General features: G+C 73.2%; 21 protein-coding genes. 8 read left to right on the top strand and 13 right to left on the bottom strand.

From position 1 onward, the window contains the following. Positions 1-10: 10 nt before the first annotated feature. Together alc and allB are read right to left on the bottom strand one after the other, a co-directional pair. Positions 11-1,126 carry an allantoicase gene (alc, locus tag E6R18_RS08225; RefSeq protein ID WP_136316178.1) on the bottom strand — a complete coding sequence of 372 codons (1,116 nt, stop codon included), beginning with the start codon at positions 1,124-1,126 and terminating at the stop codon, positions 11-13. After that, a complete protein-coding gene (gene allB, locus E6R18_RS08220; protein ID WP_136316177.1) occupies positions 1,123-2,472 on the bottom strand; it encodes an allantoinase AllB in 1,350 nt (449 codons plus the stop codon). The genes alc and allB overlap by 4 nt, the downstream gene beginning before the upstream one ends. A 313-nt stretch (positions 2,473-2,785) precedes the next feature. Between allB and E6R18_RS08215 the strand changes: the two genes are divergently transcribed. Continuing rightward, complete coding sequence (locus tag E6R18_RS08215) at positions 2,786-3,586, top strand: IclR family transcriptional regulator (RefSeq protein WP_136316176.1); 801 nt, start codon at positions 2,786-2,788, stop codon at positions 3,584-3,586. A 60-nt stretch (positions 3,587-3,646) separates the two neighbouring features. Here the strand turns inward: E6R18_RS08215 and E6R18_RS08210 are convergent, their stop codons facing one another. Together E6R18_RS08210 and E6R18_RS08205 are read right to left on the bottom strand one after the other, a co-directional pair. Then, positions 3,647-4,327, bottom strand: coding sequence for an ABC transporter ATP-binding protein (locus E6R18_RS08210; RefSeq protein ID WP_136316175.1), 681 nt, complete (start codon positions 4,325-4,327; stop codon positions 3,647-3,649). After that, complete coding sequence (locus E6R18_RS08205; RefSeq protein WP_136316174.1) at positions 4,324-5,406, bottom strand: ABC transporter permease; 1,083 nt, start codon at positions 5,404-5,406, stop codon at positions 4,324-4,326. Before E6R18_RS08205 ends, E6R18_RS08210 begins: the two co-directional genes overlap by 4 nt. Before the next feature lie 110 nt (positions 5,407-5,516). On the opposite strand from E6R18_RS08205, the gene E6R18_RS08200 reads away from it, so the two are divergent. Then, positions 5,517-6,719, top strand: coding sequence for a sensor histidine kinase (locus E6R18_RS08200; RefSeq protein ID WP_136316173.1), 1,203 nt, complete (start codon positions 5,517-5,519; stop codon positions 6,717-6,719). Then, positions 6,716-7,348 carry a response regulator transcription factor gene (locus E6R18_RS08195; protein ID WP_136316172.1) on the top strand — a complete coding sequence of 211 codons (633 nt, stop codon included), beginning with the start codon at positions 6,716-6,718 and terminating at the stop codon, positions 7,346-7,348. The genes E6R18_RS08200 and E6R18_RS08195 overlap by 4 nt, the downstream gene beginning before the upstream one ends. Positions 7,349-7,366: 18 nt before the next feature. Here E6R18_RS08195 and E6R18_RS08190 read toward each other — a convergent pair whose 3' ends face one another. After that, complete coding sequence (locus tag E6R18_RS08190; protein ID WP_206308238.1) at positions 7,367-7,666, bottom strand: DUF5955 family protein; 300 nt, start codon at positions 7,664-7,666, stop codon at positions 7,367-7,369. 194 nt (positions 7,667-7,860) lie between these two features. Here E6R18_RS08190 and E6R18_RS08185 point away from each other — a divergent pair, with 194 nt between their 5' ends. Continuing rightward, complete coding sequence (locus E6R18_RS08185; RefSeq protein ID WP_136316170.1) at positions 7,861-8,481, top strand: nucleotidyltransferase family protein; 621 nt, start codon at positions 7,861-7,863, stop codon at positions 8,479-8,481. 233 nt (positions 8,482-8,714) lie between these two features. Further along, positions 8,715-10,334, top strand: a complete 1,620-nt coding sequence (aceB, locus tag E6R18_RS08180; protein ID WP_136316169.1) for a malate synthase A — start codon at positions 8,715-8,717, stop codon at positions 10,332-10,334. Positions 10,335-10,406: 72 nt separating this feature from the next. Here aceB and E6R18_RS08175 read toward each other — a convergent pair whose 3' ends face one another. From E6R18_RS08175 to E6R18_RS08155, 5 genes are all read right to left on the bottom strand, one after another. Further along, complete coding sequence (locus E6R18_RS08175; protein ID WP_136316168.1) at positions 10,407-11,306, bottom strand: sucrase ferredoxin; 900 nt, start codon at positions 11,304-11,306, stop codon at positions 10,407-10,409. A gap of 18 nt (positions 11,307-11,324) precedes the next feature. Beyond that, positions 11,325-12,536: a cupin domain-containing protein gene (locus tag E6R18_RS08170; RefSeq protein WP_136316167.1), complete on the bottom strand. Its 1,212-nt coding sequence runs from the start codon at positions 12,534-12,536 to the stop codon at positions 11,325-11,327. Next, a complete protein-coding gene (locus tag E6R18_RS08165) occupies positions 12,533-12,934 on the bottom strand; it encodes a BatC protein (RefSeq protein ID WP_136316166.1) in 402 nt (133 codons plus the stop codon). The genes E6R18_RS08170 and E6R18_RS08165 overlap by 4 nt, the downstream gene beginning before the upstream one ends. A gap of 145 nt (positions 12,935-13,079) precedes the next feature. Beyond that, entirely contained in the window at positions 13,080-15,368 is a 2,289-nt protein-coding gene (locus tag E6R18_RS08160) for a glycosyl hydrolase family 18 protein (RefSeq protein WP_136316165.1), read from the bottom strand. 165 nt (positions 15,369-15,533) lie between these two features. Further along, complete coding sequence (locus E6R18_RS08155) at positions 15,534-16,526, bottom strand: fibronectin type III domain-containing protein (RefSeq protein WP_136316164.1); 993 nt, start codon at positions 16,524-16,526, stop codon at positions 15,534-15,536. Between the two features lie 132 nt (positions 16,527-16,658). Here E6R18_RS08155 and E6R18_RS08150 point away from each other — a divergent pair, with 132 nt between their 5' ends. After that, positions 16,659-17,720 (top strand): amidohydrolase family protein, encoded by a 1,062-nt coding sequence (locus tag E6R18_RS08150; RefSeq protein WP_240799641.1) that lies wholly within the window; start codon positions 16,659-16,661, stop codon positions 17,718-17,720. A gap of 116 nt (positions 17,721-17,836) precedes the next feature. Here E6R18_RS08150 and E6R18_RS08145 read toward each other — a convergent pair whose 3' ends face one another. Further along, a complete protein-coding gene (locus tag E6R18_RS08145) occupies positions 17,837-18,520 on the bottom strand; it encodes an alpha/beta hydrolase (protein ID WP_206308236.1) in 684 nt (227 codons plus the stop codon). A 60-nt stretch (positions 18,521-18,580) separates the two neighbouring features. Between E6R18_RS08145 and E6R18_RS08140 the strand changes: the two genes are divergently transcribed. Continuing rightward, positions 18,581-19,423: a chitosanase gene (locus tag E6R18_RS08140; protein WP_136316163.1), complete on the top strand. Its 843-nt coding sequence runs from the start codon at positions 18,581-18,583 to the stop codon at positions 19,421-19,423. A 45-nt stretch (positions 19,424-19,468) separates the two neighbouring features. Continuing rightward, a complete protein-coding gene (locus tag E6R18_RS08135) occupies positions 19,469-20,332 on the top strand; it encodes a chitosanase (RefSeq protein WP_136316162.1) in 864 nt (287 codons plus the stop codon). A gap of 58 nt (positions 20,333-20,390) precedes the next feature. On the opposite strand, the gene E6R18_RS08130 is transcribed toward E6R18_RS08135, so the two are convergent. After that, positions 20,391-21,776, bottom strand: coding sequence for a nucleobase:cation symporter-2 family protein (locus tag E6R18_RS08130; protein WP_168712297.1), 1,386 nt, complete (start codon positions 21,774-21,776; stop codon positions 20,391-20,393). 370 nt (positions 21,777-22,146) lie between these two features. Continuing rightward, entirely contained in the window at positions 22,147-23,544 is a 1,398-nt protein-coding gene (locus E6R18_RS08125; protein WP_136316161.1) for an 8-oxoguanine deaminase, read from the bottom strand. Positions 23,545-23,568: the final 24 nt, after the last annotated feature.

Here is a 23,568-nt window from a genome sequence, read left to right as displayed (position 1 = left end):
GCCCGTTGGGTCAGCCGCCGAGTTCGGCGTGGCGGGCGGCCAGCCGGGCGGCGCCGCGTTCGGTCAGAGAGCCGAAGAGGCGCAGCCGCGAGATCCCGCCGTCCGGGAAGATGTCGATCCGGACCTGGTCGGCCCGGACGGGCCCGGGCAGGACGAAGCGGTGGTTGGTGTCGGGCTGCAGCCGGGTCCGGGGCAGCAGCCGGGTCCACGCGCCGCTCTGCGCGTCGCGGGCGGTGAGGCCCGCCCAGCCGGCCGCGTTGCCCTTCAGATACGCGGTGTCGATCTCCACGGCCCGGATCTCCGCCTCTTCGACCAGGTGGTAGTGGATCCAGTCGTTGCCCCGGTCGCGCCGGCGGCGGGTCTCCCAGCCGTCGTCCATCTTGTGGGACCCGCCGGGCTGGATGGTGTTCGTCGCCGGGGAGTAGAAGCGGTCGGAGGCGTCCTCGACCCGGCCGCCGTTCTCCAGGGCGACGACGTCGAAGGTGGCGAGCGCGGCCAGCCAGGCGGGGTCGGGGGCCACCTCGCCGTACACCCGGAGCCGGGCTATGCCGCCGTCCGGGTGCTGGCACAGCCGCAGGTGGGTGAAGCGCCGCTCCACGTCGACGGGGAAGGCGTTGGCCGCGTGGCCGCCGACGGCCGTACGGGGGACGAGCGTCGTCCACTTCACGTCGGGTGCGAGCAGTTCCTCCGGGGAGGGCGAGCCGGGCAGCGAGACGGCCTCGACGGAGACGGCCTGCGGGTAGTTGCCGCGGAAGTGGGCGGTGTCCACGACCAGGCCGCGCACGATGCCGGGGGCGCCGAGGCGGATCAGCGCCCAGTCGTGGTCCTCGTCCGCCGGGTGGGGCCGGTCCGCGCTCGCGCCGCGTCGGCGGCGGGTCTCCCAGCCGTCCATGATCTTGCCCTTGTGCCCGAAGCGCTCCGGGTCGAAGTGGGCGGGCTCCGGCTTCAGCAGGTTCTCGCGCTCCGCGAAGAACTCGTCGTTGGCGGCGGTCACACCCGCGCCGAGCCGCCGGTCGGCGAGGTCCACGAGGTGGGTGAAGGGGTGGTCGGCGGTGCGGTAGTCGGCGTACGGGTCGCCGCCGCCGTACGGGTTCGCGTCGCCGGTGAAGTGTGCTGTCGCGGTCATGCTCGGTTCTCCCTAGTCCTGAGGCGGCCGGTGGGTTCGGCGAGGACGCCGTCGGCGGCGATGCGCACGCCGCGCAGCCAGGTGGAGCGCACCACGCCGTGCAGGGTGCGGCCGGCGTAGGCGGTGACCTGGTTGCGGTGGAAGAGCCCGGCCGGGTCGACGGTGAAGGTGGCGTCGGGGGCGAGGACGGCGAAGTCGGCGTCGCGGCCGGCCTCGATCGCGCCCTTGCGGTGCAGTCCGGCCAGGGCGGCGGGGGCGGCCGACATCCAGCGGGCGACGTCGTCCAGGGTGTGGCCGCGCCTGCGGGCCTCGGTCCAGATGGCGGGCAGGCCGAGCTGGAGGGAGGAGATGCCGCCCCAGGCGGAGGCGAAGTCCGGCGTCTTGAGGTCGGTGGTGCAGGGCGAGTGGTCGGAGACGATGCAGTCGATGGTGCCGTCGGCGAGCCCCTGCCACAGCAAGTCCTGGTTGGCGGCCTCCCGGATGGGCGGGCAGCACTTGAACTCGGTCGCCCCGTCGGGGACCTCCTCGGCGGTGAGGGTGAGGAAGTGCGGGCACGTCTCGACGGTGAGGCGCACGCCCTCGCGCCGGGCGGCGGCGATCAGCGGCAGGGCATCGCTGGAGGACAGGTGCAGGACGTGGACGCGGGCGTTCAGCCGCCTGGCGTGGGCGATGAGCCCTTCGATCGCGGTGTTCTCGGCGTCGCGCGGCCGGGACGCGAGGAAGTCGGCGTAGGCGGGGCCGCTCTGCTGCGGCGCGGACGCCAGGTGGTGGGGGTCCTCGGCGTGCACGATGAGCAGTCCGCCGAAGCCCGCGATCTCGGCCATCGACCGGGCCAGCTGCTCCTGGTCCAGCTCGGGGAACTCCTCGACGCCGGAGGGCGACAGGAAGCACTTGAAGCCGAAGACCCCGGCCTCGTACAGGGGGCGCAGGTCCTTGACGTTCGTGGGGACGGCGCCGCCCCAGAAGCCGGTGTCGACGTGCACCTTGGGCTCGGCGACCCGCTGCTTGACGCGCAGGTGCTCGACGGTGGTGGTGGGCGGCAGCGAGTTGAGGGGCATGTCGAGCAGCGTGGTGATACCGCCGGCCGCGGCGGCGCGGGTGGCGGTCCAGAAGCCCTCCCACTCGGTGCGGCCGGGATCGTTCACATGGACGTGGGTGTCGACGAGGCCGGGCAGCAGGACGTCGTCGCCGAAGTCCTCGACGCGGGCGCCCGAGGGCGGCTCGGTGTCGTACGGCAGGACGGCGTCGATGGTCCCGCCGGTGACGGCGACCGCTGCGGGCCGGGTCCCCCCGGGGGTGACGACGCGCGTCGAGCGCAGTAGCAGCTTCACGTCCGTACCGGACACCCGTGCTCCTCATTTCGCGAATTCAACGAACTGTTGAAGGAGTCTTCACTCGGGGACGCGGCCCGTCAAGACCCGGCCCCGCTCCCCGGGCGCCGCGCAGGCCGCTCTGGAGGTTTCCACAAAGTAGAAGGTTCATTTCGGAGTGCGGAACGTAGAATAGGCCGGAGGCGGCTTCACCGGAGCGTCGCACGGCGTGCGGACACCCGGACAAACGGGCGCTGACCGGCCATGACGGCCCCTGTCGGCAGTGGGCCGATCGGAAAGGGCCCGGTAGGCTGCTGCCTTGCTCCTCCGCTTCGAAAGGACCGTTGACGTGCCGCCGTCCCACGCCAGCACTTCCGACTCCAAGCCCGCCGCTTCCAGCGGCGGTGTGCAGTCCCTTGAGCGCGCCTTCGATCTGCTGGAGCGGATGGCCGACGCGGGGGGCGAGGTCGGCCTGAGCGAGCTCTCCGCGAGCAGCGGGCTCCCGCTGCCCACGATCCACCGCCTGATGCGCACGCTGGTGGTCTGCGGTTACGTACGCCAGCAGCCCAACCGGCGTTACGCGCTCGGCCCCCGCCTGATCCGGCTCGGCGAGTCCGCCGCCCGGCTGCTCGGCACCTGGGCCCGCCCGTATCTGGCCCGGCTGGTCGAGGAGACCGGCGAGACGGCCAACATGGCCCTGCTCGACGGCGACGAGATCGTGTACGTGGCGCAGGTGCCGTCCAAGCACTCGATGCGGATGTTCACCGAGGTCGGCCGCCGGGTGCTGCCGCACTCCACCGGGGTCGGCAAGGCGCTGCTGGCGCACACCCCGCCGGACGAGGTGCGCGCGCTGCTCGCCCGGACCGGGATGCCCGCCGCGACCGAGAAGACGATCACCACGCCGGACGGCTTCCTGGACGCGCTGGACCAGGTCCGCCGGGTGGGATACGCGGTGGACGACAACGAGCAGGAGATAGGGGTCCGCTGCCTGGCGGTCTCGGTGCCCGACTCCCCCACCTCGGCGGCGATCTCGATCTCCGGTCCGGCCGGCCGGGTCACCGAGGCGGCCACCGAGCGGATCGTGCCGATCCTCCAGCAGGCCGCCAAGGAGCTGTCCGACGCGCTGGCCAGCAGCGGACCGGCCGGCTGAGACACGGGGTACGAGAAGGGGCCCGGAGCCGCAAGCTCTGGGCCCCTTCTCGTACCCGTGTCAGGCCGGGGCCGCCGCCGTCAGCCGGCCGTCGAGCATGGTGACCGTGTGGTCCATCCGGTCCAGGTGGGTGCGGTCGTGGGTGACCAGGACCGTCGCCGTGGAGCGCTGCCGGGTCAGCGAGACGAGCAGGTCGAGGACGGCCGCGCCGCGTTCGTGGTCCAGCGCGCTGGTCGGCTCGTCCACGAGCAGGAGCGCCGGGTCGTTCATCAGGGCCCGGGCGATGTTGATCCGCTGACGCTGCCCGCCGGAGAGCTGGTGGGGTCTGCGGCCGGCCTGACCGGCGAGGCCGACCGCGTCGAGCAGTTCGAGCGCCCGCGAGCGGGCGGCCCCCGCCGGGCCGCCGGACAGGTGGGTCATGACCTGGAGCTGTTCGACGGCGGTCAGGGACGGCAGCAGGTTCGGCTGCTGGAAGACGATGCCGATCCGCTCGCGGCGCAGCGCCGCCTTCTCCGCGCGGCCGAGCCCCGTGGTGTCCGTACCGGCGACGACGACCGCGCCCTCGTCGGGGGCCACCAGGGTCGCGGCCACCGCCAGGAGGCTCGACTTGCCGGAGCCGGAGGGGCCGACGACGGCGGTGAGGGTGCCGGCGGGCACGTGGAGCGCGACGCGGTCCAGGGCGGTCAGGCGCCCGTCGCCGTCCGGGTAGGTGAGGGTGACATCGGTGAGCGTGAGGGTCATCGGGCACTCCCGAGCGCGGTGAGCGGGTCGACGGAGGTGATCCGCCGGATGGACAGGGCGGCCCCGGCGGCGCCGAGGGCGATGAGCACGGCGGCCGGGACGAGGACGGTCGCCGCGTCCAGGACGAAGGGCACGGCCCCGCCGGAGACCAGGGCGCCGATGCCGGAGGCGAGGGCGGTGCCGAGCCCGGTGCCGAGGGCGAGCATCACGACGGCCTGCCCGAGCGCGTCCCGGAGCAGATACGGGGTGGAGGCGCCCAGTGCCTTGAGGACGGCGACGTCACCGCTGCGCTGGATCGTCCAGACGGTGAAGAACGCGCCGATGACCAGGGCGGAGATGGCGAAGAGGAAGCCGCGCATCAGCTGGAGGGAGCCGTTCTCGGCCTGGTAGGAGCCGATGGCGGTCAGCGAGTCGTCGAGCGTGAGCGTGCGGGTGCCCGCAGCCTTGTCGCCGGCGGCGAGGTCGGCGCCCGAGGTGGTGGTCAGGGCGATGACGGTGGCGTCGCCGCCCGCGCCGCCGCCGGTGCGCTGCCAGTCGGCCAGCGCGGTCCACACGACCGGCGTGTGGCTGTAGGAGGCGTCGCCCGCGACGGCGGCGACGGTGACCTCCTGGCCGCCGATCCGCAGCCGGTCACCCGCGTGTGCGGCCAGCTCGTCCGCACCGCCCCGCGAGAGGACGACCTCGCCCGGTGCGACCCGGGTGCCGGGGGGCGTCAGACCGCTGCCGGGCTCGACGCCGAACGCGGAGACGGCCGCCGTCCGCTTCCCTCCGTCCGCGGCGGCGTTCAGGGTGCTGATGCCGAGGGGTTGCGCAGCCTCGACGCCGGGCCGCCCGGCCCAGTCGCGCCAGGCGGACTCCTCGACGGCCGAATCGGTGAAGGACACCGACCGGCCGTCGGGCGGGGCGGCGAAGGCCAGGTGGTCGGCGTTCAGCCCGGTGACGGCCGAGGTGTTCTCCCGGGCCAGCCCGGCGGTCAGGCCGGACAGCAGGCCCACGAGCAGCGTGATCAGGACCACGACCGAGCCCATGAGGGCGAACCGGCCCTTGGCGAACCGAAGATCTCTCCATGCGACGAACATGACTCCAGCGTCCTTTTCCCCGGCCCCGGAAACATCGCCCGCGGGCTGGTGACGACATCAACCTTTCGATTGACCGGCCCCGGGCGGCCCGCGCCTACGCTGGAACCATCATGGAAACCCGCGCTCATCCCCCGGTCGCCGCCGCGCTGCGGCTGTGTCTGCACGGTCTGATGCTGGGCCTGCTGGCGCTCGCCGCCGCCAAGGCCGTCAGCGACGGGCGCCCGCACCCCGGCGCGGTGATCGCCGCCGCCTGCGTGCTGGCGGCGGTGTACGCGGCGGGGGCGGCGGCCCGGTTCGTGCAGCCGGGGACGCGGGCGGGCGCGGGGTGGCTGGCGGTGCTCGGTGTGCTGTGGGCGGCGCTGCTGGTGCTGTCGCCGGACGCGCTGTGGGTGGCCTTCCCGCTCTACTTCCTCCAGCTGCACCTGCTGCCGATCCGCTGGAGCCTGCCCGCCGTGGCGGTGACGGCCGCCGCCGCCATCGCGAGCTTCCTGCTGCACGGGCAGGCGGTCACGCCCGGCACGTTCATCGGCCCGCTGCTCGGCGCGGCCGTCGCCGTCGCCACGGTCCTCGGCTACGAGGCGCTGTTCCGGGAGAGCGAGCGGCGCCGCGAGCTCATCGAGGAGCTGGTGGCCACCCGCGCGGAGCTGGCCGAGGCGGAGCGCACCGCCGGGACCCTCGCCGAGCGCGAGCGGCTGGCCCGCGAGATCCACGACACCCTCGCCCAGGGCCTGTCCAGCATCCAGCTGCTGCTGCGCGCCGCCGAACGGACCCTGCCCGAGGGCGCCCCCGCCGCCGCCCATGTCCGCCGGGCGCGCGAGGCGGCGCAGGACAACCTCGCCGAGGCCCGGCGCTTCGTCCGCGCGCTGACCCCGCCGGACCTGGCGAACGGCTCCCTGGCGGCCGCCCTGGAACGGCTCTCGGCCCGTACCACCACCCCCGCGCTCACCGTGCAGTTCGCCGTGAGCGGGACACCGGTCGAGCTGCCCACGCCGTACGAGGTGGCGCTGCTGCGGACCGCCCAGTCGGCGCTGGCCAACACCGTGCGGCACGCCGGGGCCCGGCGGGCGGAGATCACGCTGAGCTTCATGGACACCTCGGTGTCGCTGGACGTGGTGGACGACGGGCACGGCTTCACGCAGGAGGACCCGGCGGCCGGCGCCACGGAGTCCGGCGGCTTCGGGCTGCCGGCCATGCGCTCCCGGGCCCGTTCGCTCGGCGGCACCCTGAGCGTCGAGTCGGCGCCCGGCCAGGGCACCGCCGTCGCGCTCACGCTGCCGCTCCCCGTCGGCCGGACCGGGCAGGACGCGGCATGAGCGCCCCGGTCAGGCTGCTGCTCGCCGACGACCACCCGGTGGTGCGGGCGGGGCTGCGGGCGGTGCTGGACACCGAGCCGGACTTCCGGGTCGTCGCCGAGGCCGCCACCGCCGAGGAGGCGGTCGCCCGGGCCGCGGCGGGCGGGCTCGACGTGGTCCTGATGGACCTCCAGTTCGGCTCCGGCATGCACGGCTCGCAGGCCACGGCGGCGATCACGGCGGCGCCGGACGCGCCCCGGGTGCTGATCCTGACGACGTACGACAGCGACGCGGACATCCTGGCGGCGGTCGAGGCGGGGGCGGCGGGCTATCTGCTGAAGGACGCGCCGCCGGAGGAGCTGGCCGCTGCGGTCCGTACGGCGGCCGCCGGCCGCTCCGCCCTGGCGCCGGCCGTCGCGCACCGGCTGATGGACCGCATGCGGACGCCCGCCCAGGCGCTCACCAAGCGCGAGCTGGAGGTGCTGCAACTGGTCGGCGAGGGCCTGTCGAACGCGGAGATCAGCAAGCGGCTCTTTCTCAGCCAGGCGACCGTGAAGTCCCACCTGGTGCACATCTACGCCAAGCTCGGCGTCGATTCGCGCACGGCCGCCGTGGCGGCGGCGACGGCCCGCAGGCTCATCCGCCGCTGAACGCGCCGCCGTGTCCCGTCAGCGCGGCGGCTCGCCGAACAGGTCGACGGCGACACGTACGTCCCGCAGGGCCGCGGCCAGGGCGCTGACCGAGCCGATCGCCCCCGCGATCAGCAGCAGCGAGCGGCGGAGCCGGGGGATCTCGGGCGCCCCGCTGAGCGCCATCGCGTCCAGCGCCGCGAGTTCGTCCTCGGCGATGGCCCGGTCGGGGAACTGCGCGGGATGTCCGGCCAGGGCCCGCCGGAGCCGGGAGACCGCCGTACGCAGCTCCGCCACTCTGGGGTCCTCACCGCTGCCGGTCACCCGCGCCTGCCCCACGCTCTTCAACACAGCTCCCCCTCGCACACCTTTGTGCCAGTGTTCCGACCGGCCCCCGTACCGCGGTCAAGTGTCCGGGGGTGCGGGCAAGTTAACGCCATGAAAGGTGTCGGGCGCCACTCCGCGGACGCAACACACGCCGTACGGGTGGCGAGCCCTGGGCGGGAGCGTCCGCCGTGGGGTATCCAGGCGGCATGACAAGCACACCGCACATCCCTCGCAACGAGGCCCCCGTCGTCGCCGGGCTGCTGCTCGCGGCGGGTGGCGGACGCCGGCTCGGCGGCCGCCCGAAGGCCCTTCTGGAGCACCGCGGCGGCCTGCTGGCCGACCACGCGGTACGCGCCCTGCGCGAGGGCGGCTGCGGCCCCGTCCATGTGGTGCTCGGCGCGGCGGCCGGCGAGGTGCGGGAGCGGGCCGCCCTGGACGGCTGCACGGTGAGCGTCAACGAGGAGTGGACCGAGGGCATGGGCTCCTCGCTGCGGGCGGGGCTCGGCGCCCTCGCGGCTACGGGCGCGGACGCGGCTCTCGTCCTGCTGGTCGACCAGCCGGGCATCGACGCGCGGGCGGTGGCCCGGGTGCGTGCGGCTTGCCGGGGCCGGACGAGCCTGGTGGCGGCCTCGTACGCGGGGGAACGCGGCCATCCGGTGCTGTTCGGGGCGGATCTGTGGGCGGGCATCGCGGCGGGAGCGGTGGGCGACCAGGGGGCACGGGCCTACCTGCGGGCGCACCGCGATGCGATCACGCTCGTCGAGTGCTCGGACGTGGCACAGGCGTACGACATCGACACTCCGGCGGACCTGTCCCACCTGGAGTGAACACGCTGGCACGCTGCGCCAGCACTCCGCCACTTCTGTCGACCCGGAGAATCTCGACATCAACAAACCATTGAACTTCCACCATGAGGAAACTACTATCCACTGGTCAGAAGCCCTCTGCACCTCAGACGGCGGCCGCAGCCGCATCCCGGAGCCCTGGCACGCCGTGCCGTTTCAGGCGACCCGGCGGCCGTGAACGCCGTCCGCACCGCCCGCTGAAGGAGTGACAGCTCATGTCCGCACCAGCGCCGTCCTCGCTGGCCATCGTCGATGCCGAGCCCCTGCCCCGGCAGGACGAGGTCCTCACCCCCGCGGCCCTCGCGTTCGTGGCCGAGCTGCACCGCCGGTTCACGCCCCGCCGCGACGAGCTGCTCGCCCGGCGCGGCGAGCGCCGTGCCGAGATCGCCCGCACCTCCACGCTGGACTTCCTCCCGGAGACCGCGGCGATCCGGGCGGACGACTCCTGGAAGGTCGCGCCGGCCCCGGCCGCGCTGAACGACCGCCGGGTGGAGATCACCGGTCCGACCGACCGCAAGATGACCATCAACGCCCTGAACTCGGGCGCGAAGGTCTGGCTCGCCGACTTCGAGGACGCCTCCGCCCCCACCTGGGAGAACGTCGTCCTCGGCCAGCTCAACCTGATGGACGCCTACAACCGGTCCATCGACTTCACCGACCCGAAGTCCGGCAAGTCGTACGCGCTGAAGCCGGCCGACGAGCTCGCGACCGTCGTCACCCGCCCCCGGGGCTGGCACCTGGACGAGCGCCACCTCCAGCTCGACGGCACCCCGGTGCCCGGCGCCCTGGTCGACTTCGGCCTCTACTTCTTCCACAACGCGCAGCGCCTCATCGACCTCGGCAAGGGCCCGTACTTCTACCTGCCGAAGACGGAGTCGCACCTGGAGGCCCGCCTCTGGAACGACGTCTTCGTCTTCGCCCAGGACTACGCCGGCATCCCGCAGGGCACCGTCCGCGCCACGGTCCTGATCGAGACCATCACCGCCGCGTACGAGATGGAGGAGATCCTCTACGAGCTGCGCGACCACGCCTCCGGGCTGAACGCCGGCCGCTGGGACTACCTCTTCTCCATCGTCAAGAACTTCCGTGACGGCGGCGCCAAGTTCGTCCTGCCGGACCGCAACGCGGTGACGATGACCGCACCGTTCATGCGGGCGTACACCGAACTCCTCGTCCGCACCTGCCACAAGCGCGGCGCCCACGCCATCGGCGGCATGGCCGCCTTCATCCCCTCCCGCCGCGACGCCGAGGTCAACAAGGTCGCCTTCGAGAAGGTCAAGGCCGACAAGGACCGCGAGGCGCACGACGGCTTCGACGGCTCCTGGGTCGCCCACCCCGACCTCGTCCCGATCGCCATGGCCTCCTTCGACGCGGTCCTCGGCGAGAAGCCGAACCAGAAGGAGCGGCTGCGCGAGGACGTGTCGGTCGCGGCCGGCGACCTGATCGCCATCGACACCCTGCACGCGAAGCCCACCTACGAGGGCCTGCGCAACGCCGTCGCGGTCGGCATCCGCTACATCGAGGCATGGCTGCGCGGCATGGGCGCGGTCGCCATCTTCAACCTGATGGAGGACGCGGCCACCGCCGAGATCTCGCGCTCCCAGATCTGGCAGTGGATCAACGCGGACGTGGTCTTCGAGAACGGCGAGCACGCCACCGCGGACCTGGCCCGCAAGGTCGCCGCCGAGGAACTGGCCGCGATCCGCGCCGAGACCGGCGACGAGGTCTTCGCCGCCGGCCGGTGGCAGGAGGCGCACGACCTGCTGCTCCAGGTCTCGCTGGACCAGGACTACGCGGACTTCCTGACGCTCCCGGCGTACGAGCGGCTGCGCTGACGTCCCCGCGTTCCCCGCCCCTCCCCCGGTGTACGCCTCCGGGGGAGGGGTTCTCGCGTGGGCGCGGGCGCCTCAACCGACGCGGATCGAGGTGACCTCGTGGACGAGCGCCGCGCTCGTCGCCGGTCCGTTGCAGGTCAGCTGGTGCGGGGGCGCCCGGTGCGCGGTGACCTCGACGTCGTAGGCGGTCGCGCGGGGCGCGGGGCCGGCGACGCGGACCAGCCAGTGGGGCCCGGCCCGGGAGGTGCCGGTGACCGTGTAGTCGTGCCGGCCGGCCGGACCGAAGCGGGCGAGTACGGCGGCGACGGCCGCCTGCTGGGGCGGAACGAGGTCGGTGTAGCCGCGCAGGTGCTCGGCGTGGATGCGGTCGGTGAGGTGCTGGTCGACCACGGCGACGGACGAGGGGGCGTCGAGGCCGCCGTAGTAGACGCCGTCGGGTGCGACGAGGACGTTGGCGGCGAACCGGTCGCCGCCCACGTGCGTGCACTCCCACACCAGGTCGGGCCACCGCTCGCCCAGGGCGCGGGCCACCGGCCGGCCGCGTACGGCGCAGCAGGTGTCGTGCCGGCCGTGGGTGCAGACCAGGACGACGGGTGGGTGGCCGGGTTCGCCGGGCGCGCCCAGGGCGTCGGCCGCCCGGGCCAGGTCCTCGTCGTGTTCCCAGGTGCCCCACTGCTGGCGGTGGGCGCCGGTGCGGTCGTACCGCAGTACGGCCCAGCGCCGGGGTCCCGCGTCCCTGGTGCGGCGGCCGTGGCGCCTGATCAGGAGGATCCGGGCCCGCACCGCCCGGGCCGCGTCGAACAGGAGGGCCTTGGCGGCCGGGTCGAGGGCGAGACCGTCGAAGCCGTTGGCCGGCCAGGAGCCCCCGTACTCGACGAGGACCCAGACCAGGCCGTACGGGGCGGTGCCCGGGAGCGCGTCGCCGCGGGCCCGGGCGGCGTCGGCGCAGAGGAAGCGTTCCGTCCCCGTCACGCGCTCACCGCTGCGGTGTCACTGCGTGTCCGGTACGAGGACGCCCGCGCGCAGCAGCCTCCCCGCGCAGGCGAGGCCGAGGTCGCCGGCGGTGCGCACCTCGCCGGCGAGCAGGCGGGCCAGGGCCGGCAGGTCGACCTCCGGGAAGTCGAGCCAGCCCACGCGGGTGACCAGGCGCCGGCCCTCCAGCCGGGCTTCCAGCGCCTCCCGGAGCCGGACCGGGGTGCCGGGGCCGAGGCCGTTGACGGCGGCGAGCTGGGCCAGCGGACCGAGGGGTGCGGGGCGGCCCCGGCCCCGGTGTGCGCGGTGGAACCGGGGGGCGGGGTCGGCCTCGGTGACGGCCGCGAGGAGGCGTTCGCGGACCGGGGCGGTCGCCTCGTCCGGCCCCGTGGCGCCCAGCGGCAGGGAGCCGCGCATCCAGGGGTCGTCGCGCAGTTCCGCGAGCGCGGAGCGCATGAGCTGTTCGGCCAGGGCGTACCGGGTCCAGGCGTGCACGCCGAGCGTCAGGTGGACCGACACCTCGCCCTGCGCCTCCGCGGCGTGCAGCCAGCCGCGCGGCAGGTAGAGGACGTCGCCCGGTTCGAGCACGGTGTCGGTGTGCGGCTCGCCCTGCGCGGCCTCGGCGACGGCCTGCCGGTGGTCGGTCCAGGGCTGGTCGCGCAGCGGGTCGGGGTGCACGGGCCGGTGGATGATCCAGCGCTTGGTGCCCTCGATCTGGAGCACGAAGACGTCGTGGACGTCGTAGTGGGCGTCGAACCCCCGGTTCTGCGGCGGGGTGACGTAGGCGTTGGCCTGCACCGGGTGTCCCAGCTCGGCGGCCAGTCGGGCGGTGAAGTCGCCGACGGGCGCCCAGGTGCGCTGGAGGGCTTGCAGGACGAGGGTGGCGCCGTCGGCGAACTCCCGCCACAGGGCGGTGTCGTCCACCTGGTCGGCGATGGTGGCGCCCACGCCGGCCGGTGCGGTGAACGAGGCGTCGGGCAGCGTGGCGCCGTTCTTGGCGACGCGGAGGAACGGCGTGCGCAGCCCGCGCCGTGAGACGAGTTCGTCCACGGCGCGGGCGGAGAAGAGATCGGAGAAGTCACTGGCCCGGCGGGTGAGCAGCGCCGTGCGCGACCAGATGTGGCGGGCGAAGTCCTCCCGGCTCAGGCCGGTCGCCAGGCGTGTTTCCAGGACCCCGGGGTCCGCCGTCGCGGTCCCGGGGTCCTGGATGCCGGCCGGGGAGGTGCTCAAGAACGGTTGCCGGACGCGTCCGCGCCGCCGTCGGCCCCGCCGTCGTGGACACCGGGCGTACCGGCCGCACCACCATCCGCCGGGCCCTCGGCACCACCATCCGCACCACCGTCATGAACACCCGGCGTACCGGCCGCACCACCATCCGCCGGACCCTCGGCACCACCATCCGCACCACCGTCATGAACACCCGGCGTACCGGCCGCACCACCATCCGCCGGCCCCTCGGCACCACCATCCGCACCACCGTCATGAACACCCGGCGTACCGGCCGCACCACCATCCGCGGGGCCTTCGGCGCCACCGTCGGCGCCGCCGTCATGGACGCCGGGGGTGCCCGCCGCACCACCGTCCGCGGGGCCTTCCTGCTGGTTCGGGTCCTGCTCGGGGCTGGTCATATTTCCTCCCGCGCATCGAACGGCTGGGTCCCGGGCCCGTACCGGGCCCGGTTGTCAGACACGGCGGTACCGCAGCGGCACCGCCGTGTCCAGCCTACCGCTATGGGCGGTAAGTATCGATTTGAGGGGAAGGGTCCTGTACGGGTTACTTCAGCCCGTTGTCCAGGGCGCCCATCAGCGTCCCCTGGGAGGTGTCGCCCGACATCTCCCAGACCATGACGCCCAGCAGGCCCTTGTCCTTCACGTAGTCGGTCTTCTTGCCGATGGACCAGGTGTCGTCGAAGGACCACCACTGGTTGCCGGTGTAGCCGTACGTCGAGATGGACTGCTCGTCGTGATGGACCGTCATCGCCGGATAGGCGCCGATGAGGTTCGAGTAGCCCCGGGTGCCGGCCTCCTCGGCGAACTGGCCGGGGGCCGCGCCGCCCGCCGGCTGCCATTCGCCCGCCGCGCCGCCGTCGGTGACGTTCTGCCAGCCCCGGCCGTAGAACGGGATGCCGAGGGTCAGCTTGCGGGGCTCGACGCCCGCGTCCGTGTACGCCTTGACGGCGGTGTCCGCGCTGAAGTGGAAGTCGTACGGGTCCTGCTCGTCGTTGTAGAGGTTGGCCTGGTGGCCGGTGCGGTCCGGCTCCCAGGAGTTGTCGCTGCCGGAGCCGTGGAAGTCGTAGCCCTGGACGTTGGCGACGTCGAGCGAGTCGAAGACCTCGGACAGGTCCCAGCCCTCGTCGATCTTCTGCGGGTCGGCGGGGGTGAAGGCGGTGAGGAGGCGGTGGCCGCCGCCGAGCGCGTCGAGCTGCTTGCGGAACTCGGCGAGCAGCAGGGTGAGGTTGTCCTTGTCGTCGGGCGAGTAGTGGTTGCCGGGGTGTCCGGTGCCGGTGCCCGGCCACTCCCAGTCGATGTCGAAGCCGTCGAAGATGCCGGCCGCGCTGCCGGGGCCGCCCGCGCCGTTGTACTCGGGCAGGTTGCCCTTGATGTACATGTCGATGCAGGAGGAGACGAACTTCTTGCGGGCGGCGTCGGTGGCGGCGACGTCGGAGAAGTACTTGGAGTAGGTCCAGCCGCCGAGCGAGACCACGATCTTGAGGTCGGGGTGCAGCTGCTTCAGCTTCTTCAACTGGTTGAAGTTGCCGCGCAGCTTGCCCCAGCCGTCGTCCGCGACCCCGTCCACGGACTGGGCGGCGCTGAACGGGCGGGCGTAGTCGGCGTCCGCGTCACCGGCTCCGGTGCCCTGCTCCGGGTCCTCGGGGTCGGCGGTCGTGCCCTTGGTGACGCCGTTGAGGCAGGTGAGGTTGTTGGGGTCGATGTTGGCGAAGGCGTAGTTGACGATGTCGAGCTTGTCGGCGGCGCCGGAGGTCTCCAGGTTCTTGACGAAGTACTGGCGGCCGTAGATGCCCCACTGGACGAAGTAGCCGACCTTGGCGTAGTTGCCGGCGCCGACGATGTCGTCGGTCTTCACGGTGAGCGCGTTGCTCGCGGGCGAGGTGTTGTCGGCGGGGTCGCGGGCCTTCACGGTGAAGGTGTACGAGGTGGACGGCGACAGGCCGCCGACGGTCGCGGTGGTCGTGGTGCCGGAGACCGTGGTGGCCAGCGCGGAGCCGCGGTAGAGGTCGTAGGCGGCGACGCGCTGGTTGTCCGTCGCGGCGGTCCAGGCGAGCGTCACGGACGAGGAGTCGGTGGCGGTGGCGTGCAGGGCGCCGGGGGCCGTCGGGGCGGAGGTGTCGGTGGCCGGGTCGACGGTCGTCACGGTCAGCGGGGCGCTCTCGGCGGAGACGTTGCCCCGGGTGTCCTTGGCCCGGACGGTGAAGGCGTAGGCGGTGGCCGGGGTCAGGCCGGTGACCGTGGCGCTGGTCGCCGCCGTGGCGGAGCCGACGACCTCGCCGGCCGCCAGGATGTCGTACGAGGCCACGGGGAAGTCGCCCGCGGTGGCGGCCGTCCAGGAGAGCGACGCGGTACGGGCGGTGACATCGGTCTGCTTCAGCCCGCCGGGGACCCCGGGGGGCGCGTCGGCGGAGCCGTCGCACTTGTCGCCGTTGATCCGGCAGCCGGTCGGTGCGGTGATCGGGCCGGTGGCGACGTACCAGAAGCTGTACGGCTCGGTGGTGCTGTGCGCGGCGACCGTGCCGTTGTAGTGGGCGTTGACCGCGGTGATGTGGCGACCCTGGGTGGTGACGGTGCCGTTGTACGAGGAGTCGATGGTGACCCCGGCGGGCAGGTCGAACTCCAGGCTCCAGCCGGTGACGGCGGTGTCGGTGTCGTTGTGCAGGATGTAGGTCCCCTTCCACCAGGGGCCGTTGTCGGCCGAGGTGAAGGTCGCCGTTAGCTTGCCCGCCGCGTGGGCGGGGACAGCCTGCAGGGACAGGAGCGTGAGGAGCAGTCCGAGAACGGCGAGCAGTGCGGTCGCCGTTCTCCGTCTGAGTGGCATGTGCTCGAACATGGTTCTCCCTTGAGGCAGGGACCGGTGAGGCGGTCCTCGGGGAGGTGCGGATGTCGTTCCATGGAGCACAGGGGAAGGTAATTGGTCTGGACCAAGTCGTCAATAGGTACAGACCAATTGCGGCCGACCGGCCGGGCGGCCGCCACGCGCCCGGCTGCCGCTTCGTCAGTCGCCGAGGACGACCGTGCGCGCCGCCGAGAAGTCGCCCCATTTGCCGTCCGGCAACTTGGCGCGGATCTTCATCGAATACCGGGTGCCGCGCGGGTCGGTGACGGTGAGCCGGTAGTGCGCACGGCCGGCGGGCGGCTCGCCTCCCCAGACGATCGTGGTGGTCAGCCGGCCGTTCATGTAGAGCTGGTACGCCGGGATCTCGCCGCCCGTCTCCGGCTGCTTCCAGTCCAGGTCGACGGCGTACTCCTTGCCCTCGGCCTTCGCCGTGATCCGCAGGTCCGTGGGGGCGGTCGAGGCGGGGGCGCCGGGGGCGGAGGCGGTGGTGACGTCGATGGCGTTGCTGTCGGCCGACGAGATGTCGGCCGCGTCGCGGGCCCGGACGGTGAAGGTGTAGACCGTGCCGGGGCGCAGCCCGGTCAGCCGCGCGGTGGTCTGTGTGCCGGGCACGCTGTGGATGCGCGAGTCCTCCTGGTAGATGTCGTACGCGGTGACGCCGACGTCGTCCGTGGAGCCGCCCCAGGACAGGGTCGCGGCCCGGCCGCCGTCCGCCTTGCCGCGCAGTTTCACCGGCCGGGTCGGGGCCTCGTGGTCGGCGGGGGTCGGGGCGGGGGTGGTGACAGAGGCGGCGGCGCTCGGCGCGGAGAGGTTGCCGGCCGCGTCGCGGGCGCGGACGGTGAACGTGTAGGCGGTCGAGGCGGTCAGCCCGTCGATGTCGATCATCACCCGGTTCGCCGGGACGGACTTGACCTTCTTGCCCTTGCGGTAGACCTCGTAGCCGGTGACGCCCGTGTCGTCCGTGGCCGCCTCCCACATGACGTGCGCGGAGGTGGCGCTGCTCGCCTGAGCGGTCACCCCGTGCGGCGCGGTGGGCGCCTTGGTGTCCGCCCGGTCTTCGGAGCCGCAGGCCGTCAGCGCGGCGAGGAGCAGGGCGGCGGAGCAGGCCAACGCGGCAGGTGTGTGGGGGGATCGCACGGTCTTGCCTTCCATCCGGCAGCAATGGTCCAGACCTGTATCGCACGGGGCGGGGGCCGCCGACAAGAGGACGGAGCGGAACCTTCCGCAATGTGCCGGTGTGCACCTGCCCCTTACCGGCGACGGCGGCTGACGTACCGTCGGCCCATGCTGTGCATACGAGGTGTGGTGCTACCGGAGCGTGAGGAGCGGTCGTTCTGGGTCGAGGGCGAGGTGCTGCGGGAGGGCGAGCCGCCGGGCGGCTTCGCCGGCCGGAACGCCGAGGCCGTCGTCGACGGAGGCTGGCTGCTGCCCGGACTCGTCGACGTACACACGCACCCCGGGGCCACCGAGCCGGGCACCCCCTTCGACGAGAAGCTGCTGCGCGAACAGCTGCGGGCGCACCGGGACGCCGGGGTCCTCGCGGTGCGCACGCCGGGCACGGCCGCACGGATGCCCGCGTGGGTGGACGCAGATCCGGGGCTGCCCCGGGTCACGTCGGCGGGGCGGTGGCTGGCCACGCCCGGCAGGTTCATCCCCGGCTTCGGCCGGGACGTGAGCGAGGCGGACCTCGTCCGGGCCGCCTTGGAGGAGTCGGCGGCCTCGTCCGGCTGGTGCAAGGTCGTCGGGGACTGGCGGGCGGACGAGCCCGCGGTGCCGCTCGCGCTGCTCACCGAGGTGGTGGCCGCCGTGCACGCGGCGGGCGGCAGGGTGGCGGTGCACTGCCAGACCGCGGAGGGCACCCGCAACGCGGTGCTCGCGGGCGCGGACAGCCTGGAGCACGGCATGCATCTGGACCCCGCGCTGCTGGACCGGATGGCCGCACAGGGAACCGCGTTCGTGCCGACACTGGCCGTGTTCGCGGCGGGCGTGGACGCGATGCGGGCGCGGGAGCCCAGCGTGCGCCGGGATCTGTGGCTGGCCGGATGGGACACCATGTTCGACAATGTCCGGGCCGCCCACGAGGCGGGCGTCACGGTGCTGGCCGGCACCGACTCGTTCCCCTGCGGGACGGTCGCGGGCGAGGCGTCCTGGCTGGCACGGGCCGGGCTGCCCGCCGAGGCGGCGCTCGGCGCGGCGTCCTGGACGGCACGGTCCTGGCTCGGCCTGCCCGGCCTGGTCGACGGCGCACCGGCCGACCTCGTCGCGTACGCCGGCGACCCGACCGCCGATCCGGCGGTGCTGGATCACCCGAGCCGGATCGTTCTGCGGGGACGCGTCGTGCGCTGAGCGACGGGTCCGGGACGCCCGGGAGGACGTGACCCGGGCCGTACCGGCCCGCCGGGGCGGGGTCGCGGCGCCCGCTCGCCGACCCCTGTCCGCGTGAACGGCCACGGGCCGCGCGGTCAGCTGGTGAAGAACTCCGTGATCCGCTGGGCGACCTGCTCGGGGTCGGTCTCGTGCGGGCGGTGGCCGCCGCCGAGGGTGACGAGGTGGCAGTCCGGGATCATCGAGGCCATGTCCTGGAGCCGGGCCTGCGGCATCGTGCTGGCGGGCCCGCCGGCGAGCAGCAGCGTGGGGGCGACGATCTCGCCGAGCCCCTGCGCCCAGGCCGGGTCGGGCTCGGCCAGCTGGGCGTGCACGGCCGCGAGCGCGGCCTCGTCGTAGTCGACCGGCCCGTCCGGCGCGGCGGCGGGACCGGCCGCGCCGGGGAACGGCGGCGGGGTCTCCACCAGCACCAGCCGCTCCACCCGGTCCGGGTGCTCCTGGGCGAGGAGGTGGGCGACGACCCCGCCCATGCCGTGGCCGACGACGCCGGCCCGGTCGATCTCGCACTCGTCCAGGAAGCCGAGGACGTCCTCGCGCATCGCGTCCAAGTCGTAGGCGTCGGGCCAGTCGCTCTCCCCGTGGCCGCGCAGGTCGATCGCGTACACCCGCCATTCCCGGCCCAGCAGACTCCCGGCCGCCTCCCAGCTCGCGGCGCTCGCGCCGAGACCGTGCAGCAGTACGACGGGCGAGCCGAACGGGTCGCCCCAGGTCCGGTACGCCAGCCGCACATCGCCGACGTCCACCACAGACTGATCATCCATGCCCCCGACGCTACCGCCGAATGCGCCGACTCCATCCCACCCGCCTGGCAGGCTGAAGCGGTGAAGCTCACCCCGCGCTCCCTGATCGCCTCCCTCGCCGCTCTCCTCATGACCGTCACCGTGCTGTCCGGCTGCGCCCAGGCCGGGCCCGCCGGCTCCTCGGGCAAGGGGGCGACGGGCCCCGGGCTGTCCGATCCGGTGAAGAAGGACATCGCCATGCAACTGGTCTCCAGCGCGGAGAACTCGACGCTGGACTGGAAGGCGCAGTACCGCTACATCGAGGACATCGGGGACGGCCGGGGTTACACGGCGGGCATCATCGGCTTCTGCTCCGGGACCGGCGACATGCTCAGCGTGGTCGAGCGGTACGCGCGGTCCCGGCCGGGCAACGCACTGGAGCGGTTCCTGCCGGCGCTGCGGAAGGTGAAGGGGAGCGACGCGCACACCGGGCTCGGCCGGCCGTTCACCCGGGCCTGGGCCGAAGCGGCCGGTGACGCGAGGTTCCGGGCCGCGCAGGACGCCGAGCGGGACCGGTCCTACTTCGACCCGGCGGTGAAGCAGGGCAAGGCGGACGGTCTCGGCGCGCTGGGGCAGTTCATCTACTACGACGCCTATGTGATGCATGGAGGCGGCGACGCGGAGGGCACCACCGGCTTTCGCACGATCCGTCGCCGGGCGCTCGCCGAGGCGGACTCCCCGGCGGAGGGCGGCGACGAGGGGGCCTATCTCGACGCGTTCCTCGACGCCCGCGTCGCCGCACTCCGCAAGGAGCCCGCGCACAGCGACACCAGCCGGGTCCAGACGGCCCAGCGGGTCTTCCTGCGCGAGGGCAGATTCGGCCTGGAGACCCCGCTGCGGTGGAAGGTCTACGGCGACAGCTACGTGATCGACGGCCGCGGCTGAACCTCGTTCCCCCACCCCGGAACGACGAACTCCCTTGGAGGACAGGTGTACGCTCCCCACAAGCGCACCGCACGTCGCGCCACTTGGTCCCTGCGTGTCGGGCTCGTCGCGCTCGGGCTCACCCTCACCGCGGTGCCCGCCACCGCCTTCGCAGGCACCGCTCCCGCCTCCGTGGCGGCCCACCGCCAGGAGGCGGCCGTGACCGGGCTCGACGATCCCGCGAAGAAGGACATCGCCATGCAGCTGGTGTCCAGCGCGGAGAACTCGACGCTGGACTGGAAGGCGCAGTACGGCTACATCGAGGACATCGGGGACGGCCGGGGCTACACGGCGGGCGTCATCGGCTTCTGCTCCGGCACCCACGACATGCTCGGCCTGGTGGAGCTGTACACGCGGCGCGAGCCGGACAACGTACTGGCCGGATACCTCCCGGCGCTGCGGGAGGTGGACGGCACCGACTCGCACGACGGCCTGGACCCGGGCTTCCCCGACGCCTGGAAGACGGCCGCCCAGGACCCGGCGTTCCGGCAGGCCCAGGACGACGAGCGCGACCGGGTGTACTTCGACCCGGCCGTGGGCCGGGCCAAGAGCGACGGTCTCGGCACGCTCGGCCAGTTCATCTACTATGACGCCATCGTGATGCACGGCGACGGCGGCGACAGCACGAGCTTCGGCTCCATCCGGCAGCGGGCCCTGGCGCGGGCGGCGACTCCGGCGCAGGGCGGCGACGAGGTGGCCTGCCTCGACGCCTTCCTGGACGCGCGGGTGTGGGCCATGGAGCAGGAGGAGGCCCACTCGGACACCAGCCGGGTGGACACCGCGCAGCGGGTGTTCCTCAGGAACGGCAACCTGAACCTGGACCCGCCGCTGGACTGGCAGGTCTACGGCGACAGCTTCCACATCGGCTGAACCGCGAGGTGGCGCGTACGGCCGTGACCGTACGCGCCACCTCCTCGCCGACGAGCCGTCAGTGGGCGGCGACCTCGACCGCCTTGACCGGGTCGTGGCCGCCGGGCGCGGTGCCGGCCTCGGCCTCCGGCTTGCGGCCCAGGTGGTTGAAGGCCAGGTTCAGGACGATCGCCACGACGCAGCCGGTCGAGATCCCCGAGTCCAGGACGACCAGGAGGTCCTTCGGGAAGGCGTGGTAGAAGTCCGGGGCCGCGATCGGTATCAGCCCGACGCCGACCGCCGCCGCGACGATCAGCGCGTTCTCACCCTTCTCCAGGGCGGCGCCGGCCAGGGTCTGGATGCCGCTGGCGGCGACCGAGCCGAACAGTACGACGCCCGCGCCGCCGAGCACCGGCAGCGGGACCAGCGCGATGACGGAGGCGGCCACCGGGACCAGGCCGAGCAGGATGAGGATGGCGCCGCCCGCGGCGACGACGAAGCGGCTGCGGACCTTGGTCATCGCGACCAGGCCGATGTTCTGGGCGAACGCGCTGCACATGAAGCCGTTGAACAGGGGGCTGACGGCGCTGCCGAGGGTGTCGGCGCGCAGACCGCCCTCGATGGTCCGCTCGTCGGCCGGGCGGCCGACGATCTTGCCGAGGGCCAGCATGTCCGCCGTGGACTCGGTCATGCAGACCAGCATCACGATGCTCATCGACACGATCGCGGCGATCTCGAACTGCGGTGCCCCGAAGTGGAACGGGGTGGGGAAGCCGAGGGCGTCGGCCTCCTTGAGGGCGCCGAAGTCGGTGATGCCGACGGGGATCGCGATGAGGGTGCCGGCGACGAGCCCGAGCAGGATCGCGATCTGCTGGAGGAAGCCGCGCAGGAGCTTGCGCAGGGCCAGCACGATGACCAGGGTGACCGCCGCCATCGTGATGTTGGTGGTGGAGCCGTAGTCGTGGGCGGTGGCGTTGCCGCCCTGGGACCAGTTGAAGGCGACCGGCAGCAGCGAGACACCGATCAGGGTGATGACCGTGCCGGTGACGACGGGCGGGAAGAAGCGGACCAGTTTGCAGAAGTAGGGGGCGAGGACGAAGCCGAGGAGGCTCGCGACGATGATCGCGCCGAAGATGACGGCGATGCCGTCGTGCCCCCGGTCCTTTCCGATCGCCACCATCGGGGTCACCCCGGCGAACGAGACGCCGTTGACGAACGGCAGCCGGGCGCCTATGCGCCAGAAACCGAGCGTCTGGAGCAGGGTGGCTATGCCCGCGGTGAACAGGCTCGCCCCCATCAGGAAGGCGGTCTCCTTCGGGGTGAGGCCCACTGCGGGCCCCACGATCATGGGCGGGGCCACCACGCCCGCGTACATCGCGGCCACGTGCTGGAGGCCGCTGGTGAACATCCTCAGCGGGGGAAGCGTTTCGTCGACCGGATGCTTCCGGTCGGACGGGGCCGTCACCGGCTCGCCGTCGGGGTGGGTGGTCGCACATGCGTCGTTGCGAAACCTGGGCGTGGCTGCCACAGCGGTTCCTCCGGTCGGGTACACGTCTGCGGTGACGTGGGTGTCAGGGAGGTGGTCCCGGGGCCGGTCCGCCGGACCGGGCCCCGTGTGATGCGGTGGTGCGGATGGGGCTGGTCGTGCAGCTGGTGCGGCAGCTTTGAGCGCCGGTACGGGAGGCGCGTGCGTCTGGGCAGCGCCTCCCGTACCGGTTGCCGCGGACCCCGCTCGGGTCCGCGGCGGCCGGGCCGAGGGCCGTCCCCCTCGTCCGGCCGGTATCAGGGGGGTGTTTCACCGGTCGTGGCCGGCTCCCCCGGGATCACCGGGCCCGTCAGGCTCCGGCGGCGATCTGCGCGAGGCGGCGGGCCTCGTCGCGGGTGGCGCGGGCGATGGCGTCCTCGTCCCCGGTGACCAGGCGGCCGGACTCGACGACCGGCTTGCCGTCGACCAGCGAGAGGGTGACCGGGGCGGCGGCGCCGAAGACGAGCGCGGTGACCGGGTCGGCGATGGAGGCGTGGGCGAGGGTGTCCAGCTTCCACAGCACCAGGTCGGCGAGCTTGCCGGCCTCCAGGGAGCCGGTCTGGGCGGCGCGGCCGAGGACCTGAGCGCCGCCGTAGGTGCCCAGGCGCAGGGCCTGACGGGCGTTCAGAGCGCGTTCGCGGTGCGGGCCGAGGCGGTTGATGAGGAGGGCGTTGCGCAGTTCGGTGTGGAGTTCGCCGGACTCGTTGGACGCGGTGCCGTCGACGCCGAGGCCGACCGGGACGCCGGCGGCGAGCATGTCCGGGACGCGGGCGATGCCGGCGGCGAGGCGGGCGTTGGAGGACGGGCAGTGGGCGACGCCGGTGCCGGTGCGGGCGAAGGCGGCGATGTCGGAGTCGTTCATGTGGACGCAGTGCGCCATCCACACGTCGTCACCGAGCCATCCGGTCGACTCGAAGTAGTCGGTGGGGCCCATGCCGAACAGCTCGTGGCAGAACTTCTCCTCCTCCACGGTCTCCGAGCCGTGCGTGTGCAGCCTTACACCCTTGCGGCGGGCCAGTTCGGCGCCCTGGCGCATGAGTTCGGTCGATACGGAGAACGGCGAGCAGGGCGCGACGGCGACCTGGGTCATCGCGTCGAAGGAGGTGTCGTGGTACGTGTCGACGGTCGCCTCGGTGGCGGCGAGCGCGCCCTCCAGGGTCTCCACCGCGAAGTCCGGCGGCAGCCCGCCGTCCTTCTCGCTGCGGTCCATGGACCCGCGCGCGAGGGTGAACCGTACGCCCAGGTCGCGGGCGGCGCCGATGATGGCGCCGGACAGGTCGCCGGAGCCCTTCGGGTAGACGTAGTGGTGGTCCATCGCGGTGGTGACGCCGCCGAGGGCCATCATGGCGAGCGAGCCCTGCGCGGCGGCGCGGGCCATCGGCTCGTCGACGCGCGCCCACGTCGGGTACAGGGCGACCAGCCAGTCGAAGAGGTTGTTGTCCGTGGCCAGGCCCCGGGTGATCCACTGGTAGAAGTGGTGGTGCGTGTTGATCAGGCCGGGCGTGACGAGGTGCCCGGTGCCGTCGATGCGGCGCACCACGTTCTCCAGGCCCGCGGGTGCCCGGCCGGCGCCGACTGACTCGATGCGGTTGCCTGCGACGACGACGTGGCCCGAGGCGTACTCGGTGTCGGCGGCGTCCACGGTCGCGATCGAGCAGTTCTCGATGACGATGCGTTCCACCCGGTCGGGGGCTGCCGGTGCTGCCATGGTGCTTCCTTCTCTCATCTGCGG

This window comes from Streptomyces sp. A1277 (assembly GCF_004795015.1).
In the GTDB taxonomy this organism is placed as follows: Bacteria; Actinomycetota; Actinomycetes; order Streptomycetales; family Streptomycetaceae; genus Streptomyces.
This window is presented reverse-complemented; position numbering and strand designations above follow the sequence as displayed.

What these genes read in the sequence shown, in the direction of transcription:
- alc (WP_136316178.1), bottom strand. Translation starts at nt 1,126, where the DNA reads ATGACCGCGACAGCACACTTCACCGGCGACGCGAACCCGTACGGCGGC.
- E6R18_RS08210 (WP_136316175.1), bottom strand. Translation starts at nt 4,327, where the DNA reads ATGACCCTCACGCTCACCGATGTCACCCTCACCTACCCGGACGGCGAC.
- E6R18_RS08205 (WP_136316174.1), bottom strand. Translation starts at nt 5,406, where the DNA reads ATGTTCGTCGCATGGAGAGATCTTCGGTTCGCCAAGGGCCGGTTCGCC.
- E6R18_RS08200 (WP_136316173.1), top strand. Translation starts at nt 5,517, where the DNA reads ATGGAAACCCGCGCTCATCCCCCGGTCGCCGCCGCGCTGCGGCTGTGT.
- E6R18_RS08195 (WP_136316172.1), top strand. Translation starts at nt 6,716, where the DNA reads ATGAGCGCCCCGGTCAGGCTGCTGCTCGCCGACGACCACCCGGTGGTG.
- E6R18_RS08185 (WP_136316170.1), top strand. Translation starts at nt 7,861, where the DNA reads ATGACAAGCACACCGCACATCCCTCGCAACGAGGCCCCCGTCGTCGCC.
- aceB (WP_136316169.1), top strand. Translation starts at nt 8,715, where the DNA reads ATGTCCGCACCAGCGCCGTCCTCGCTGGCCATCGTCGATGCCGAGCCC.
- E6R18_RS08165 (WP_136316166.1), bottom strand. Translation starts at nt 12,934, where the DNA reads ATGACCAGCCCCGAGCAGGACCCGAACCAGCAGGAAGGCCCCGCGGAC.
- E6R18_RS08160 (WP_136316165.1), bottom strand. Translation starts at nt 15,368, where the DNA reads ATGTTCGAGCACATGCCACTCAGACGGAGAACGGCGACCGCACTGCTC.
- E6R18_RS08155 (WP_136316164.1), bottom strand. Translation starts at nt 16,526, where the DNA reads ATGGAAGGCAAGACCGTGCGATCCCCCCACACACCTGCCGCGTTGGCC.
- E6R18_RS08150 (WP_240799641.1), top strand. Translation starts at nt 16,659, where the DNA reads ATGCTGTGCATACGAGGTGTGGTGCTACCGGAGCGTGAGGAGCGGTCG.
- E6R18_RS08145 (WP_206308236.1), bottom strand. Translation starts at nt 18,520, where the DNA reads ATGGATGATCAGTCTGTGGTGGACGTCGGCGATGTGCGGCTGGCGTAC.
- E6R18_RS08125 (WP_136316161.1), bottom strand. Translation starts at nt 23,544, where the DNA reads ATGGCAGCACCGGCAGCCCCCGACCGGGTGGAACGCATCGTCATCGAG.